General features: G+C 41.3%; 19 protein-coding genes and 1 pseudogene. All 20 read left to right on the forward strand.

What is annotated here, in order from left to right:
* Window positions 1–129: 129 nt before the first annotated feature.
* Complete coding sequence (locus ACLV7Q_RS00305; RefSeq protein WP_000425304.1) at window positions 130–276, forward strand: smi_0057.1 family bacteriocin-like peptide; 147 nt, start codon at window positions 130–132, stop codon at window positions 274–276.
* 564 nt (window positions 277–840) lie between these two features.
* On the forward strand, window positions 841–1656 hold the full coding sequence (locus ACLV7Q_RS00310; RefSeq protein ID WP_225904721.1) for a GHKL domain-containing protein: 816 nt from the start codon (window positions 841–843) through the stop codon (window positions 1654–1656).
* Entirely contained in the window at window positions 1653–2384 is a 732-nt protein-coding gene (locus ACLV7Q_RS00315; RefSeq protein WP_218757512.1) for a response regulator transcription factor, read from the forward strand. The genes ACLV7Q_RS00310 and ACLV7Q_RS00315 overlap by 4 nt, the downstream gene beginning before the upstream one ends.
* A gap of 725 nt (window positions 2385–3109) precedes the next feature.
* The gene (locus tag ACLV7Q_RS00320) at window positions 3110–3298 is read left to right on the forward strand and encodes a class IIb bacteriocin, lactobin A/cerein 7B family (protein ID WP_218757513.1); all 189 of its coding nucleotides are present in this window, start codon (window positions 3110–3112) and stop codon (window positions 3296–3298) included.
* Window positions 3299–3318: 20 nt separating this feature from the next.
* On the forward strand, window positions 3319–3486 hold the full coding sequence (locus ACLV7Q_RS00325; protein WP_060805139.1) for a class IIb bacteriocin, lactobin A/cerein 7B family: 168 nt from the start codon (window positions 3319–3321) through the stop codon (window positions 3484–3486).
* A gap of 9 nt (window positions 3487–3495) precedes the next feature.
* Entirely contained in the window at window positions 3496–3666 is a 171-nt protein-coding gene (locus ACLV7Q_RS00330; RefSeq protein WP_218757514.1) for a hypothetical protein, read from the forward strand.
* Between the two features lie 49 nt (window positions 3667–3715).
* Complete coding sequence (locus ACLV7Q_RS00335; protein WP_218757513.1) at window positions 3716–3904, forward strand: class IIb bacteriocin, lactobin A/cerein 7B family; 189 nt, start codon at window positions 3716–3718, stop codon at window positions 3902–3904.
* 20 nt (window positions 3905–3924) lie between these two features.
* Window positions 3925–4092, forward strand: a complete 168-nt coding sequence (locus ACLV7Q_RS00340; protein ID WP_060805139.1) for a class IIb bacteriocin, lactobin A/cerein 7B family — start codon at window positions 3925–3927, stop codon at window positions 4090–4092.
* Window positions 4093–4456: 364 nt separating this feature from the next.
* Window positions 4457–4645, forward strand: a complete 189-nt coding sequence (locus ACLV7Q_RS00345; RefSeq protein ID WP_033680983.1) for a hypothetical protein — start codon at window positions 4457–4459, stop codon at window positions 4643–4645.
* Between the two features lie 158 nt (window positions 4646–4803).
* On the forward strand, window positions 4804–6957 hold the full coding sequence (gene comA, locus ACLV7Q_RS00350) for a peptide cleavage/export ABC transporter ComA (RefSeq protein ID WP_218757515.1): 2154 nt from the start codon (window positions 4804–4806) through the stop codon (window positions 6955–6957).
* Window positions 6958–6969: 12 nt separating this feature from the next.
* Window positions 6970–8319, forward strand: coding sequence for a competence pheromone export protein ComB (comB, locus tag ACLV7Q_RS00355; protein WP_218757516.1), 1350 nt, complete (start codon window positions 6970–6972; stop codon window positions 8317–8319).
* A gap of 275 nt (window positions 8320–8594) precedes the next feature.
* Window positions 8595–9302, forward strand: a complete 708-nt coding sequence (purC, locus tag ACLV7Q_RS00360) for a phosphoribosylaminoimidazolesuccinocarboxamide synthase (RefSeq protein ID WP_000043295.1) — start codon at window positions 8595–8597, stop codon at window positions 9300–9302.
* A 1-nt stretch (window position 9303) separates the two neighbouring features.
* A complete protein-coding gene (locus ACLV7Q_RS00365; protein ID WP_078353133.1) occupies window positions 9304–9447 on the forward strand; it encodes a phosphoribosylaminoimidazolesuccinocarboxamide synthase in 144 nt (47 codons plus the stop codon).
* Window positions 9448–9501: 54 nt separating this feature from the next.
* Window positions 9502–13227, forward strand: coding sequence for a phosphoribosylformylglycinamidine synthase (locus tag ACLV7Q_RS00370; protein WP_218757517.1), 3726 nt, complete (start codon window positions 9502–9504; stop codon window positions 13225–13227).
* Window positions 13228–13320: 93 nt separating this feature from the next.
* Entirely contained in the window at window positions 13321–14763 is a 1443-nt protein-coding gene (purF, locus tag ACLV7Q_RS00375; protein ID WP_218757518.1) for an amidophosphoribosyltransferase, read from the forward strand.
* A 36-nt stretch (window positions 14764–14799) separates the two neighbouring features.
* Entirely contained in the window at window positions 14800–15822 is a 1023-nt protein-coding gene (purM, locus tag ACLV7Q_RS00380) for a phosphoribosylformylglycinamidine cyclo-ligase (protein WP_218757519.1), read from the forward strand.
* A complete protein-coding gene (purN, locus tag ACLV7Q_RS00385) occupies window positions 15819–16370 on the forward strand; it encodes a phosphoribosylglycinamide formyltransferase (protein ID WP_218757520.1) in 552 nt (183 codons plus the stop codon). Before purM ends, purN begins: the two co-directional genes overlap by 4 nt.
* Before the next feature lie 44 nt (window positions 16371–16414).
* Complete coding sequence (locus tag ACLV7Q_RS00390) at window positions 16415–16879, forward strand: GNAT family N-acetyltransferase (protein ID WP_077804546.1); 465 nt, start codon at window positions 16415–16417, stop codon at window positions 16877–16879.
* A gap of 1 nt (window position 16880) precedes the next feature.
* Window positions 16881–17035, forward strand: a pseudogene (locus ACLV7Q_RS00395) (bifunctional phosphoribosylaminoimidazolecarboxamide formyltransferase/IMP cyclohydrolase); the annotation flags it as partial.
* A 71-nt stretch (window positions 17036–17106) separates the two neighbouring features.
* On the forward strand, window positions 17107–17616 hold the full coding sequence (locus ACLV7Q_RS00400) for a VanZ family protein (RefSeq protein WP_218757521.1): 510 nt from the start codon (window positions 17107–17109) through the stop codon (window positions 17614–17616).
* Window positions 17617–17627: the final 11 nt, after the last annotated feature.

Consider the following 17627-nt stretch of genomic DNA (forward strand, 5'->3'; position numbering starts at 1 on the left):
GTTAACGCTCTAACCAATATACCATTTTCAGGAGGCTTTAGATTTCTTGTATTTTAAAAGGAAACTAAAGCCTTTTGTAGATGGAGCAGGGGATAGAGTTATCTATAAAATAATGAAAAGGAGTCTGTCATGGAAATGAAAAACACATTTGTAGAATTGGAACAATTTGAAGAGTTAACCCCAGAGGTATTGGAGGAAGTGAATGGTGGAGGGATTTTTGAAGATACTGTAAAATGGTGCAATAAATTATTTGGTACGGGTAGACACGTTGCTTAAATTCACAGTATTAGTTAGAGATTAGATTTATTTATGCTTATTTTAGAATTCTTATTTTCTGTGATATATCTACTGTTGGTAGTCGTTTCAACCATAGTGCCTACTATTTATTTGGGCGCTCAAATTTCCCCAGAATTTTATAAAAAACGTTATTGGATACTTATATTTTTAATTAGTTTATCTGCTCGTCAAACATTTGGAGAATTATTTCATATAGGAGTTCTTATCTACTTTTACTGTATTTTTTTATTAGTATTGCACAAGGGAAAAGGGGAATCTCTTTTTCTTTCTCTGTATCTTTTTCTCTTCTTTCAAAGTATTCGTTATTTATTTTTGACAATTTGGATTCGTGTATTATCTGGTGAGCATTGTTGTTTCGTAGATTCGTTTTCTACTTTATATATATCTATATTTGATTTATTATCAATCTTTCTATGTTGTAAAATTATGAAGCGTTGGTCTTTGGATTTGGATTTATTCTTTTCAGATACTTTTAAAACCCACTATCGTAAGAGCTTTTTCATTATCCTACCTCTGACTGGATTTAGGATATTCTCTTCGTTCATGACCAATAGAAATAGTTCTTTTTACGTTCGCTTTGACACGACCATTTCTCTCCTGATTTTCATTCTCTTTTTCTCCTGGCTCTTTTATATCAGACACTTAGAGCAGGTTTATCGTGATGAGCAGACCATTCAGAGACAGGAAGAAGAAAATCGTTCCTTGCAAGGGATGGTGGATAAGTTGGGTCATCTCTATGATGAGGTTCGAGGTTTCCGTCATGATTTTGCAGGGATTGTCGCCAGCATGGAGCCTGCCATAGCCAATCAAGATATGGCTGAGGTGTCTACCATTTATCAAGATGTCTTTCTAAAGACCAATGAAAAGCTGAGAAAGGCGGACTACACGGCCTTTAATCTTCATAATATACAAGATATAGCCATTCGTAATACCTTGGCAAAAGCCATGATTGTGGCAGATAAGCAGGGAATTCATTTTAGTTTGGAGACGGTGGGGGTCGTGGAAGAGCTGGCATTGCCGATGTTGGAGGCTATTCGGATCCTCTCTATCCTCACGATAAATGCCTTGGAGGCAGCTAGTGAGGCGGAAAATCCGCAGATTCGAGTTGCTTTGTTGGCAAGTGATAGGAGTGTCCGTTTTATCATTGAAAACACTCGTAAGAAAGAAGAACTGAATCCCAGTATTCTCAGTCAAAAGGGGTATTCGACCAAGGGTAACCACAGTGGACTGGGCTTAGCAACCTTGGAGGATATGGTTTTTCATTATGATTTAAACTTAGATACCCAGCTAGGAGAGACGACTTTTAGACAAGATTTAGAATTGCCGTTTAAGGATGAGAAACGAGGGGGAGAGGAATGAGAATTTTAGTTTTGGAAGACGATAGAGTCCAGCAAGGACGGATAGAGCAGACTTTACTAGATATTGGTCGCACTCGCAATTTGAGATTGGAAATTGATATTGCTAAAAACTATGGAGATGTTGAAAAGTATTCTCAGTATTTTGACCATTATCAGCTCTATTTATTGGATTTAGAGATTGATGGAGAGCGTGAACGGGGCTTTCAGGTTGCTCAACAGGTTCGGGAGCGGGATCCCTTTACAAGTATTGTCTTTGTGTCCACGCACTCGGAGGCCTTGCCTCTAGCTTTTCGCTACCACTTGTCTGCCTTGGACTTTATTTCCAAGGATCAGCCAGAGGCGGACTACTGTCATCAGATGGAGCGCTGTCTGGACTATGTACTGGCAGTGGATAAGAGGGAAAATATGCGTCTCTTTACCTATAGTTTTGAGGGGAGACGGGGCTTTACTCTGCCCTACCATGAGATTTTAGCCTTTGAAACTTCAGTGGAATCCCATCGTATCAAGGTCTATTATGCTAATCATTCTATCAAGACCATTTATGGCAGTCTCAAGGATATCGCTACCAAGGCTGAAAAAGATTACTTTGTCTATGCCAATCGCAATACGTTAGTCAGTTTACAGGCCATTGAGGGAATGACTGCCACAGAAGTGACCTTGTTAGAAGGCTTGCACTTCCCCGTATCACGAACAGCTAGAAGAACACTTAAAAAACATCTCAATGTCTAATATCTGTTAGACTTGGATGAGTTTATCAATAAGAATGTCGGAAAATTTTCTGATATTCTTATTTTTTTGACTTTTTTTCGAATAGATAAGTAAGAGGAAAAGGAAAGGAGTTTGCTTCATGTGTCTACCAATTTTCTATTCATGGTACATTAAATTATTTTTGAAATAAATTTAATTTAATTTAATTTAGTTGTACATTTTCGAATTGTTTTTCGAATAGATAAGTAAGAGGAAACAGAAAGGAGTCTGGTTTATGTATTTACCGATTTTCTATTCATGGTTTACTAAATTATTTTTCAAATAAAATTTAATTTATTTGTACATTTTCGAATTCTTTTTCGAATAGATAAGTAAGAGGAAAAGGAAAGGAGCCTAGTTCATGTTTATATCAATGTTCTACCCATGGTTCACTGAGTTATTTTTTAAATAAATTTAATTTAGTTGTACATTTTCGAAATTTTTTTCGAATAGATAAGTAAGAGGAAAAGGAAAGGAGCCTAGTTCATGTATCTACCAATTTTCTATTCATGGTTTACTAAATTATTTTTCAAATAAACTTTAATTTAGTTGTTCATTTTCGAAATTTTTTTCGAATAAATAAGTAAGAAGAAAAGGAAGGAGATTAGGAATGATTATTTCAGTTATTTATCCAATCTGGCTATTTAAGTGGCTTAGAGGATAAACATTAAACATATAAAAACATATACAAATTGAGGAGAAAAAAGATGACAAATTTTGACAAAATGGAACAGAACTTTGTAGCTCTTACAGAAGAAGAGTTGATTAATGTAGATGGGGGAGCAATTCCTCTTGTAGCTTGGTTAATCGCTAATCCTGTGACGGCAGCCAAAATTGCTGGTGGAGTTGCTGCAGTGGGAATTGCAGGTTATCATTATATGACAGGTAAGTGGTAAAAATTAAAGGAGAAATTGCTATGGAAAAATCTATTTTAAAATTTGAAAAAATGACTAATACAGACTTGCAGGAAATTCAAGGGGGAGCATTACCTCTCCTTATCCCTATTGCCGCTGGTTTTGTTAAAGGATTTGTATATACTGGTGGAGCTATTCTGACAACTCGAGCACTCTTGTCAGGTAATTAGGAGTTTCTTATGAAACAATTCTTATTAGGTTTTGCTGAGGGGTATTTTATCGTATCGCTCATAATCTACATCGCAACGTATTTGATTTTGAGAAATCCAATCAATACCCTATTTTATCCAGAAATTTACCCTGTTTTATTTGGGCTATTTTATCTAGGATATAAGGTCAATAAAAAGTAGTTTAGAGTCTAAACATATAAAAATATATAAAAATTAAGGAGAAAAAAAGATGACAAATTTTGACAAAATGGAACAGAACTTTGTAGCTCTTACAGAAGAAGAGTTGATTAATGTAGATGGGGGAGCAATTCCTCTTGTAGCTTGGTTAATCGCTAATCCTGTGACGGCAGCCAAAATTGCTGGTGGAGTTGCTGCAGTGGGAATTGCAGGTTATCATTATATGACAGGTAAGTGGTAAAAATTAAAGGAGAAATTGCTATGGAAAAATCTATTTTAAAATTTGAAAAAATGACTAATACAGACTTGCAGGAAATTCAAGGGGGAGCATTACCTCTCCTTATCCCTATTGCCGCTGGTTTTGTTAAAGGATTTGTATATACTGGTGGAGCTATTCTAACAACTCGGGCACTCTTGTCAGGTAATTAGGAGCCTTGTAGTAACGAATTAAAAAAAGGAGTAACTATGAATCGTAATTTAGAACGGTGTTATCTATTCTGACTATGAATAGATAATACCAGAGGTGGCTTAGAAATAACAGGGACATTAGAAATTGTAGTAATAAATAGGATGTCGTAAAGGTTACTATCAATGGTTTATTTGTTCCAAGCTTGCCTAGGGTGACAGTAAAACATCAATTTCCTTTCATACCATATTTTTAGTAGGTAGGACATTTGTTCTACCTATTTTTTTATCCCAAAAGTGCAGTTGAGGTGTTTATTTGGAGTTTTACATGTATTTTTTGATAAAATTTGATAAAATAGGTATAGAAATTGGGAAAGTGGAAGAAAAAATGAATAAGATTTTAAAATATTTTTTAGTATTTGTTTTTCTATTTTTGATGAATATTTTCATCTTTAAGATACTAGCAACTCTGGGATTTCAGCTGACAATGAGTGAAAAGAGTTATATTGTACCACCGCTGTTTTCGATTATCGTGTTGTATATGATTGACAAAAGAATTAGGAAGAAAAAGAAATAAATATATATTTTAGGTAGGACGTTTGTTCTGCCTATTTTCTTTATCCTAAAAGTGCAGTTGGGAGGGAGATAGGAGCATTTGGGAAGGAAGTCCAGTTTTTATTTGGGAATTGGGGTAAGATAGGTGTTATCAGATGAGTTTAGAAAAAGGAGATGAATATGAAATTTGGGAAACGTCACTATCGTCCGCAGGTGGATCAGATGGACTGCGGTGTAGCTTCATTAGCCATGGTTTTTGGCTACTATGGTAGCTATTATTCTTTGGCTCACTTGCGAGAATTGGCCAAGACGACCATGGATGGGACGACGGCTTTGGGCTTGGTCAAGGTGGCAGAGGAGATTGGCTTTGAGACACGAGCTATCAAGGCGGATATGACGCTCTTTGACTTGCCAGATTTGACCTTTCCTTTTGTTGCTCATGTGCTTAAGGAAGGAAAATTACTCCACTACTATGTGGTGACTGGGCAGGATAAGGATAGCATTCATATTGCCGATCCAGATCCTGGGGTGAAATTGACCAAACTGCCACGTGAGCGTTTTGCGGAAGAATGGACAGGAGTGACTCTTTTTATGGCACCTAGTCCAGACTACAAGCCTCATAAGGATCAAAAGAATGGTCTGCTCTCTTTTATCCCTATATTAGTGAAGCAGCGTGGCTTGATTGCCAACATCGTTTTGGCAACACTCTTGGTAACCGTGATTAACATTGTGGGTTCTTATTATCTGCAGTCTATCATTGATACCTATGTGCCAGATCAGATGCGTTCGACGCTGGGGATTATTTCTATTGGGCTGGTCATCGTCTATATCCTCCAGCAGATTTTGTCTTACGCTCAGGAGTATCTCTTACTTGTTTTGGGGCAACGCTTGTCGATTGATGTGATTTTGTCCTATATCAAACATGTTTTTCACCTGCCTATGTCCTTTTTTGCGACACGCAGGACAGGGGAAATCGTGTCTCGTTTCACGGATGCTAACAGTATCATCGATGCGCTGGCTTCGACCATTCTTTCGATTTTCCTAGATGTGTCAACGGTTGTCATTATTTCCCTTGTTTTATTTTCACAAAATACCAATCTTTTTTTCATGACTTTATTGGCACTTCCTATCTATACAGTGATTATCTTTGCTTTTATGAAGCCGTTTGAAAAGATGAATCGGGATACCATGGAAGCCAATGCAGTTCTGTCTTCTTCTATCATTGAGGACATCAACGGTATTGAGACTATCAAGTCCTTGACCAGTGAAAGTCAGCGTTACCAAAAAATTGACAAGGAATTTGTGGATTATCTGAAAAAATCCTTTACCTATAGTCGAGCAGAGAGTCAGCAAAAGGCTCTTAAAAAAGTTGCCCATCTCTTGCTCAATGTCGGCATTCTCTGGATGGGAGCTGTTCTGGTCATGGATGGCAAGATGAGTTTGGGGCAGTTGATTACCTATAATACCTTGCTTGTTTACTTTACCAATCCTTTGGAAAATATCATCAATCTGCAAACCAAGCTTCAGACAGCGCAGGTCGCCAATAACCGTCTAAACGAGGTTTATCTGGTAGCTTCTGAGTTTGAGGAGAAGAAAACAGTTGAGGATTTGAGCTTGATGAAGGGAGAGATGTCCTTCAAGCAGGTTTACTACAAGTATGGTTATGGTCGAGACGTCTTGTCAGATATCAATTTGACTATTCCCCAAGGTTCTAAAGTAGCTTTTGTGGGGATTTCAGGGTCAGGTAAGACGACCTTGGCTAAGATGATGGTTAATTTTTACGATCCAAGTCAGGGAGAGATTAGTCTGGGTGGTGTCAATCTCAATCAGATTGATAAAAAGGCCCTGCGCCAGTATATCAACTATCTGCCTCAACAGCCCTATGTCTTTAACGGAACGATTTTGGAGAATCTTCTTTTGGGAGCCAAGGAGGGGACGACACAGGAAGATATCTTACGGGCGGTCGAATTGGCAGAGATTCGGGAGGACATTGAGCGCATGCCACTGAATTACCAGACAGAATTGACTTCGGATGGGGCAGGGATTTCAGGTGGTCAACGTCAGAGAATTGCTCTGGCGCGTGCTCTCTTGACAGATGCGCCGGTCTTGATTTTGGATGAGGCGACCAGCAGTCTGGATATCTTGACTGAGAAGCGAATTGTCGATAATCTCATGGCTTTAGACAAGACCTTGATTTTCATTGCTCATCGCTTGACCATTGCAGAGCGGACAGAGAAGGTGGTTGTTTTGGATCAGGGCAAGATTGTTGAAGAAGGAAAGCATGCTGATTTGCTTGCACAGGGTGGCTTTTATGCCCATTTGGTCAATAGCTAGAAAGAGGAGAGGATGAAACCAGAATTTTTAGAAAGTGCGGAGTTTTATAATCGTCGTTACCATAATTTTTCCAGTCGGGTGATTGTCCCCATGTCCCTTCTGCTCGTGTTTTTACTTGGCTTTGCAACATTTGCAGAGAAGGAGATGAGTTTATCAACTAGAGCTACTGTCGAGCCTAGTCGAATCCTTGCAAATATCCAGTCAACTAGCAACAATCGTATTCTTGTCAATCATCTGGAAGAAAATAAGCTGGTTAAAAAGGGGGAGCTTCTGGTTCAATATCAGGAAGGGGCAGAGGGTGTCCAAGCAGAGGCCTATGCTAGTCAGTTGGACATGCTTAAGGATCAAAAAAAGCAATTGGAGTATTTGCAAAAGAGCCTGCAAGAAGGGGAGAACCACTTTCCAGAGGAGGATAAATTTGGCTACCAAGCCACCTTTCGCGACTACCTCAGTCAAGCAGGCAGTCTTAGGGCTAGTACATCGCAACAAAATGAGACCATCGCGTCCCAGAATGCAGCAGCTAGTCAAACCCAAGCTGAAATCGGCAACCTCATCAGTCAAACAGAGGCTAAAATTCGCGATTACCAGACAGCTAAGTCAGCTATTGAAACAGGTGCTTCCTTGGCCAGTCAGAATCTAGCTTACTCGCTCTATCAGTCCTATAAGTCTCAGGGTGAGGAAAATCCGCAAGCTAAGGCTCAGGCTGTTGCGCAGGTTGAAGCGCAGCTCTCTCAGTTAGAATCCAGTCTTGCTACTTACCGTATTCAGTATGCAGGTTCAGGTACCCAGCAAGCTTATGCGTCAGGTTTAAGCAGTCAATTGGAATCTCTTAAATCACAACACTTGGCTAAGGTTGGTCAGGAATTGACCCTTCTAGACCAGAAAATTTTGGAGGCAGAATCGGGTAAGAAGGTTCAGGGAAATCTTTTAGAAAAGGGGAAAATTACGGCGAGTGAGGATGGGGTGCTTCATCTTAATCCTGAGACCAGTGATTCTACCATGGTAGCAGAGGGGACTCTACTAGCCCAACTCTATCCGTCCTTGGAAAAAGAAGGGAAAACCAAACTAACAGCTTATCTCAGTTCAAAGGATGTAGCAAGGATCAAGGTCGGTGATTCTGTTCGCTATACTACGACTCATGATGCCAAGAATCAACTTTTCCTAGATTCTACTATTACAAGTATTGATGCGACAGCTACTAAGACTGAGAAAGGGAATTTCTTTAAAATCGAGGCGGAGACTAATCTAACTTCGGAGCAGGCTGAAAAACTTCGGTACGGGGTGGAAGGTCGTCTGCAGATGATTACGGGCAAGAAAAGTTACCTACGTTATTATTTAGATCAATTTTTGAACAAAGAGTAATGTTCGTGTTTTTAGAGTTAAACTCAATGAAAATCAAAGAGCAAACTAGAAAACTAGCCGCAGGCTGTACTTGAGTACGGCAAGGCGACGTTGACGCGGTTTGAATTTGATTTTCGAAGAGTATTAAATGATTTTAAAACTGTGAGAAAAATTCTTCTTGCAGTTTTTTCTTTATGATTTTTGACGTCACTACGCTATTTATTCGGTTAAATTCTTGTATTTTTTGGTTTTTTATGGTAGAATGTGCTCAAGTAATACGAAAGGCGAACTTTAAAATGTCAAAACAATTGATCTATTCGGGAAAAGCTAAAGATATCTATACAACAGAGGATGAAAATCTTATTATTTCAACTTACAAGGACCAGGCGACTGCTTTCAATGGTGTCAAGAAGGAGCAGATTGCAGGTAAGGGAGTCTTGAATAATCAGATTTCATCTTTTATTTTTGAGAAGTTAAATGCAGCTGGTGTAGCGACTCACTTTGTGGAGAAGCTTTCAGACACGGAGCAACTCAATAAAAAGGTTAAGATTATTCCTTTGGAAGTCGTGCTCCGAAACTACACGGCTGGTTCCTTTTCAAAACGTTTTGGTGTAGACGAAGGAATCGCATTTGAGACTCCGATTGTCGAATTTTACTACAAAAATGATGATTTGGATGACCCGTTTATCAATGACGAGCATGTGAAATTCCTACAGATTGCGGATGACCAGCAAATCGCCTACTTGAAGGAAGAAACCCGTCGTATTAATGAACTTTTAAAAGCCTGGTTTGCTGAGATTGGGCTTAAGTTGATTGACTTTAAGCTAGAGTTTGGTTTTGACAAGGATGGCAAGATTATCTTGGCAGATGAATTTTCACCAGATAACTGCCGTTTGTGGGATGCGGATGGCAACCACATGGATAAGGATGTTTTCCGTAGAGGATTGGGAGAGCTAACAGACGTTTATGAAGTTGTCTGGGAGAAGTTGCAGGGATTGAAATAATCTGTTTGCAACGGAAAACCTTCGTCTCTCAACTAAAAGGACTCAGACTGAAAAGGTCCCCCAGACCTTTTCACTCCGTAGAGGATTGGGAGAACTAACAGACGTTTACGAGATTGTCTGGGAAAAGTTGCAGGAATTGAAATAACAACTTCAAGGTCGTTGGAACATTATAAGAGCTGAAATAAAGGAATAAGGATTGATGGATAAACGTATTTTTGTTGAAAAAAAGGCTGATTTTCAGGTCAAGTCAGAGAGTTTGGTTAGAGAACTCCAGCACAACTTGGGACTTTCAACTTTGAAAAGTATTCGCATCGTGCAAGTGTATGATGTATTTGACTTGGCAGAGGGCTTGTTTGCGCCTGCAGAGAAACACATCTTCTCTGAGCAGGTGACAGACCATGTTTTGGACGAAGCAGCTGTGCAGGCGGATCTTGCCAACTATGCTTTCTTTGCGATTGAAAGCCTACCAGGGCAGTTTGACCAGCGTGCAGCATCTTCACAGGAAGCCTTGCTTTTGCTGGGAAGTTCGAGTGATGTGACAGTTAATACAGCCCAACTTTACTTGGTCAATAAAGATATTGATGCGACTGAGTTAGAAGCAGTCAAAAACTATTTGCTCAATCCAGTTGATTCTCGTTTCAAGGATATCACGACAGCGATTGCTAAGCAGGATTTTTCTGAGTCAGACAAGACCATTCCTAAATTGACTTTCTTTGAAAGCTATACGGCAGAAGACTTTGCTCGCTACAAGGCCGAGCAAGGGATGGCCATGGAAGTGGATGATTTGCTCTTTATCCAAGACTACTTCAAGTCAATCGGGCGCGTGCCGACGGAAACAGAACTCAAGGTTTTGGACACTTACTGGTCTGACCACTGCCGTCATACGACTTTTGAGACAGAGTTGAAACAGATTGATTTCTCAGCTTCTAAATTCCAAAAACAATTGCAGTCAACTTATGACAAGTATATTGCCATGCGTGATGAGTTGGGGCGTTCTGAAAAACCGCAAACCTTGATGGATATGGCAACTATTTTCGGTCGTTATGAGCGTGCTAATGGTCGTTTGGACGATATGGAAGTGTCTGACGAAATCAATGCCTGCTCGGTTGAAATCGAAGTGGACGTTGATGGTGTCAAGGAACCTTGGCTCCTCATGTTTAAAAATGAAACTCACAACCACCCAACGGAAATTGAACCATTTGGTGGGGCTGCTACTTGTATCGGTGGAGCCATTCGTGACCCGTTGTCAGGCCGTTCCTACGTTTACCAAGCCATGCGTATCTCTGGTGCGGGTGATATTACAGCACCGATTTCGGAAACGCGTGCTGGGAAATTGCCACAACAGGTCATTTCTAAAACAGCTGCCCATGGTTATTCTTCATATGGTAACCAGATTGGGCTTGCAACAACCTACGTTCGTGAGTACTTCCACCCAGGTTTTGTAGCTAAACGCATGGAGCTTGGTGCCGTTGTCGGTGCGGCTCCTAAGGGCAATGTTGTCCGTGAAAAACCGGAAGCGGGAGATGTGATTATTCTCCTTGGAGGTAAGACTGGACGTGATGGTGTCGGTGGTGCGACAGGTTCGTCTAAGGTTCAAACAGTTGAGTCCGTGGAAACTGCTGGAGCTGAAGTTCAAAAAGGGAATGCTATCGAAGAACGCAAGATTCAACGCCTTTTCCGTAATAGCAATGTCACTCGTCTTATCAAGAAATCTAATGACTTTGGTGCTGGTGGCGTCTGTGTAGCTATCGGTGAATTAGCAGATGGTCTTGAAATCGACCTTAACAAGGTTCCTCTTAAATACCAAGGCTTGAATGGTACAGAAATTGCCATCTCTGAATCACAAGAACGGATGGCAGTCGTGGTTCGTCCTGAGGATGTAGATGCCTTCGTTGCCGAATGTAACAAAGAAAATATTGATGCTGTTGTGGTGGCGACAGTAACTGAAAAACCAAATCTTGTCATGCACTGGAATGGTGAGACAATCGTTGACTTGGAGCGTCGTTTCCTTGACACCAATGGTGTGCGCGTGGTTGTCGATGCCAAAGTTGTGGACAAGGATGTCAAACTTCCAGAAGAGCGTCAAACATCTGCTGAAACACTGGAATCAGATACCCTTACGGTTCTATCTGACCTCAACCATGCAAGTCAAAAAGGATTACAGACTGTCTTTGACTGCTCTGTTGGACGCTCAACGGTTAATCACCCACTTGGTGGTCGTTACCAACTCACACCAACTGAGGCATCTGTGCAGAAATTGCCAGTTCAACACGGTGTGACTCATACTGCGTCGGTCATTGCTCAAGGTTTCAACCCATATGTAGCTGAATGGTCTCCATACCACGGTGCTGCTTATGCGGTTATCGAAGCAACTGCTCGTTTGGTGGCTGCTGGTGCCAACTGGTCTAAGGCTCGTTTCTCTTACCAAGAATATTTCGAGCGGATGGACAAGCAAGCAGAGCGTTTTGGTCAGCCAGTAGCCGCCCTTCTAGGCTCTATTGAAGCTCAGATTCAACTTGGCTTGCCATCTATCGGTGGTAAGGACTCCATGTCTGGTACCTTTGAAGAATTGACCGTTCCGCCAACCTTGGTTGCCTTTGGGGTGACGACGGCAGATAGCCGTAAGGTGCTCTCTCCAGAATTTAAAGCTGTTGGGGAAAATATCTACTACATCCCAGGTCAAGCTCTCTCAGCAGAGATTGATTTTGACTTGATTAAGTCTAACTTTGCTCAGTTTGAAGCCCTTCAAAAGGCTCACAAAGTAACATCTGCATCGGCTGTCAAATACGGCGGTGTGGTTGAAAGTTTGGCTCTTGCTATCTTTGGAAATCATATCGGTGCAGAGGTGATCTTGTCTGAACTTGAAACAGCTTTGACAGCTCAATTAGGTGGATTTGTCTTCACATCTCCTGAAGAAATTGCTGGAGTAGAGAAAATCGGTCAAACGAAAGCAGACTTTACACTGACTGTCAACGGTGTGAAGTTAGATGGACACAAGCTTGACAGTGCCTTCCAAGGCAAACTGGAAGAAGTTTACCCAACAGAATTTGCTCAAGCGAAAGAACTGGTTGAAGTACCAGCTGTGGCATCAGATGTTGTGATTAAAGCCAAAGAAAAGGTTGAAAAACCGGTGGTCTACATCCCAGTCTTCCCGGGCACCAACTCGGAATATGACTCAGCTAAGGCCTTCGAAAAAGAAGGTGCAGAGGTTAACTTGGTGCCATTCGTGACACTCAATGAAGAAGCCATTGTCAAGTCGGTTGAAACCATGGTTGACAACATCGGCAAGGCTAACATTCTCTTCTTTGCAGGTGGATTCTCAGCTGCGGACGAACCAGATGGTTCAGCTAAGTTTATCGTCAACATCCTGCTTAATGAAAAAGTCCGTGTGGCTATTGATAGCTTTATCGCCCGTGGTGGCTTGATTATCGGTATCTGTAATGGATTCCAGGCCTTGGTCAAATCAGGTCTTCTTCCATACGGGAACTTCGAAGAGGCCAGCAGTACTAGCCCAACCCTCTTCTACAATGATGCCAACCAACACGTGGCCAAGATGGTGGAAACTCGCATTGCCAATACCAACTCACCATGGCTTGCTGGAGTGGAAATTGGTGAGATTCATGCCATTCCTGTTTCACACGGTGAAGGGAAGTTTGTCGTGACAGCTGAGGAATTCGCTGAGCTCCGTGACAATGGACAAATTTTCAGCCAATATGTGGACTTTGACGGCAAACCAAGTATGGATTCTAAGTACAATCCAAATGGTTCTGTCCATGCTATCGAAGGAATTACCAGCAAGAACGGCCAAATCATCGGTAAGATGGGACACTCAGAACGTTATGAAGACGGTCTTTTCCAAAATATCCCAGGCAATAAAGACCAGCACCTGTTCGAGTCAGCGGTTAAATACTTTACTGGAAAATAAGACTTACAGATTTTCTAATAGATAGTATCAGTAATGTAAAAGTCATGTAGATTTAGCTCTTGGTGCTACACAAATAAAAATTAGGTATAAAAAATGACATACGAAGTAAAATCTCTTAATGAAGAATGTGGCGTTTTCGGTATCTGGGGACATCCAGATGCTGCTAAATTGACCTATTTTGGACTCCATAGTCTTCAGCACCGTGGTCAAGAGGGGGCAGGAATCCTCTCCAATGCTCAGGGACAATTGAAGCGCCATCGTGACATGGGGCTTTTATCAGAAGTCTTCAGAAATCCTGCTAATTTGGATAAATTGACAGGAACTGGTGCGATTGGTCACGTGCGTTACGCGACTGCTGGCGAAGCTTCTGTAGATAACATCCAGCCCTTCCTCTTCCGTTTTCACGATATGCAGTTTGGCTTGGCTCATAATGGAAATCTGACCAATGCGGCCTCTCTCAAGAAAGAATTGGAACAAAGAGGCGCGATTTTCAGCGCGACTTCGGACTCTGAAATCTTAGCCCACCTCATTCGTCGGAGTCACAATCCTAATCTAATGGGCAAAATCAAGGAAGCACTCAGCCTTGTCAAAGGTGGTTTTGCCTATATCTTGCTATTTGAAGACAAGTTGATTGCGGCTCTTGACCCAAATGGTTTCCGTCCTCTTTCTATCGGGAAAATGGCTAATGGAGCGGTGGTTGTTTCTTCTGAAACTTGTGCTTTTGAGGTTATTGGTGCTGAATGGATTCGTGATTTGAAGCCAGGTGAGATTGTGATCATTGATGACAAGGGCATCCAGTATGATAGCTATACAGATGATACCCAGTTAGCAATCTGTTCTATGGAGTATATCTATTTTGCCCGCCCTGATTCTAACATTCATGGTGTCAATGTTCATACGGCACGTAAACGTATGGGTGCCCAATTGGCGCGTGAATTCAAGCATGAGGCGGATATCGTGGTCGGTGTGCCCAATTCTTCCCTCAGCGCAGCCATGGGATTTGCGGAAGAATCTGGTTTGCCAAATGAAATGGGTCTTATCAAGAACCAATACACCCAACGTACCTTTATCCAACCGACTCAAGAATTGCGGGAGCAAGGGGTACGGATGAAATTGTCTGCAGTTTCTGGTGTTGTCAAAGGCAAGCGTGTTGTTATGATTGATGACTCTATTGTACGAGGAACAACTTCTCGTCGTATCGTTCAGCTCTTGAAAGAAGCGGGTGCGACTGAAGTTCACGTTGCTATTGGTAGTCCAGCGCTAGCTTATCCATGTTTCTATGGGATTGATATCCAGACCCGTCAGGAGTTAATTGCGGCCAATCATACGGTTGAAGAAACTCGCCAAATCATTGGTGCGGACAGTCTGACCTATCTGTCTGTTGAAGGTTTGATTGAGTCAATTGGTATTGAAACGGATGCGCCAAATGGTGGTCTCTGTGTCGCTTATTTTGACGGTGACTACCCAACACCTCTCTATGATTATGAAGAAGACTATCGTAGAAGTTTGGAAGAAAAGACCAGTTTTTACAAATAGACAATAGATCCTCCATTAAAGAAAAGGAATATAAAAATGGCAAATAAAAATGCGTACGCTCAATCTGGCGTGGATGTTGAAGCGGGTTATGAAGTTGTTGAACGGATTAAAAAGCACGTGGCTCGTACGGAGCGTGCAGGTGTCATGGGAGCTCTGGGTGGTTTCGGTGGCATGTTTGACCTTTCAAAAACAGGGGTTAAAGAACCAGTCTTGATTTCGGGGACTGACGGTGTCGGAACTAAGCTCATGCTGGCTATCAAGTACGACAAGCACGATACCATTGGTCAGGACTGTGTGGCCATGTGTGTCAATGATATCATCGCTGCAGGTGCGGAGCCTCTCTATTTCCTCGACTATGTGGCGACAGGAAAGAATGAACCAGCTAAGCTAGAACAAGTTGTCGCTGGTGTGGCAGAAGGTTGTGTGCAGGCAGGTGCTGCCCTCATTGGTGGGGAAACGGCTGAAATGCCTGGCATGTACGGCGAAGCTGACTATGACTTGGCTGGTTTTGCGGTCGGTGTGGCTGAAAAATCTCAAATCATTGACGGTTCGAAGGTGGCAGAAGGAGATATTCTTCTCGGACTTGCTTCAAGTGGGATTCATTCCAATGGTTATTCTCTCGTCCGTCGTGTCTTTGCGGATTACACAGGTGAGGAAGTCCTTCCAGAATTGGAAGGCAAGCAACTCAAGGACGTTCTTCTTGAGCCGACTCGTATCTATGTCAAGGCTGTTTTGCCACTCATCAAGGAAGAGTTGGTCAATGGCATTGCCCACATCACTGGTGGTGGCTTTATCGAAAATGTCCCTCGTATGTTTGCAGATGACCTAGCTGCTGAAATTGATGAAAACAAAGTTCCAGTGCTTCCAATTTTCAAAGCCCTTGAAAAATACGGTCAGATCAAACACGAAGAAATGTTTGAAATCTTCAATATGGGTGTGGGACTTATGCTAGCAGTTAACCCTGAAAATGTAGGCCGTGTCAAGGAATTGTTGGATGAACCAGTTTATGAAATTGGTCATATCGTCAAGAAAGAAAACGAAAGTGTCATCATCAAATGAAAAAAATAGCGGTTTTTGCCTCGGGTAATGGCTCAAATTTTCAGGTGCTTGCCGAAGAATTTCCAGTGGAGTTTGTCTTTTCAGACCATCGTGATGCCTATGTGCTCGAACGTGCAGACAAGCTCGGCGTTCTGTCCTATGCTTTTGAACTCAAGGAGTTTGAGAGCAAGGCAGACTACGAAGCGGCCCTTGTCGAACTCTTGGAAGAACACCAGATTGACTTGGTTTGTCTAGCAGGATACATGAAAATCGTTGGGCCAACCTTATTGGCGGCTTATGAAGGTCGGATTGTCAACATTCATCCAGCCTATCTGCCAGAATTTCCAGGAGCTCACGGAATTGAGAACGCTTGGAATGCTGGTGTTGCTGAGAGCGGCGTTACCATTCATTGGGTGGATTCAGGGGTGGATACAGGCAAGGTTATCAAACAAGTGCGTGTACCGCGACTAGCTAATGATACCATTGACAGTTTTGAAGCTCGCATTCATGAGGCAGAGTACAAGTTGTATCCGGAAGTGCTGGATAGTTTGGGAGTAGGGAGAAGATAAGAAGTAAATCAAATTTTGATTGTGCAATTTTGCTAGGAGAAAAAATGATTGAGATAAAATTAGTAGATGAGAGCAGTTTTCAGGCAGTGCTGGATTTGAAAATATCTGAAGCTGATGAACGAGCACGTTTCGTGTCTCCAAATGTACGCTCTTTAGCTGACGCATGGCTCTACCGAGAGAATGGGGATGTGTTTCCAATGGCAATTTATTGGAATGAGCTTGTAGTTGGTTTTCTCCTGTTGGAAATAGATAAGGATGAAGCGGAATACTTTATCTGGCGGATAATGATTGGCCAGCAGTACCAAGGAAGAGGTTATGGACGAAAAGCCGTGGAAGTTCTGATCAAAAAGGCTCAGATGGATAGCGCTTGCAATCATATTATCGCAGATTATGTGGTTGGAAATGAAAAAATGAAGCACCTGTTGACTAGTTTGGGTTTTCAGGAAACAGGATTTATAGAAGAAAATAATGAAGTTGCTATGCGCTTGGACCTAAAGAAAGAGGAATAGAATGACGAAAAAAGCTTTAATCAGTGTCTCAAACAAATAGGGCATTGTTGAATTTGCCCAAGAACTTAAAAAAAACTCGGTTGGGACATCATCTCAACAGGTGGAACCAAGGTTGCCCTTGATAATGCTGGGGTAAGCACCATTACCATTGATGATTCATATGATATCTTTGATTTTAAATTGGAGTCAGTGCTTGTTGAAGACGGCTTCAAACGGAGGTATTTGTAATGTTAGAATCTAAAAAAACAACTCGATATGTATTTTATGTCTATCTGATGTTATTAACTTGGGGAATCTTATTTAAGTTTGAAACAAATCCTGAATTTATAGCATTTTTCTTAGCTCCAAGGTATATCAATTGGATTCCATTTTCAGAACCACTAATAGTAGATGGAAAAATTGTTTTTGCTGAAATGTTATTTAATCTGATTTCCTTTATTCCATTAGGTGTTTGTTTCCCTCTGATAAAAACTAATTTATCTAGTTTAAGAATAGTCGGGACAGGTTTCTTGATTAGTCTATTGTTTGAGTGCTTACAGTATATTTTAGCAATAGGTATAACAGATATAACGGATTTGACTTTAAATACGCTAGGTGTCTGTGTAGGCTTACTGATTTATCAAATTTTTATAAGAGTGTTCAAATCACAGACTAGAAAATGGATCAATATCTTAGGTATACTTAGCCTTGGTTTTGCTTATCTTGTTTTACTGTTACTGCATTTAATTGGTGTTTAACTAATGATTAA

This window comes from Streptococcus mitis, from assembly GCF_965111725.1.
GTDB lineage: Bacteria > Bacillota > Bacilli > Lactobacillales > Streptococcaceae > Streptococcus > Streptococcus mitis_DV.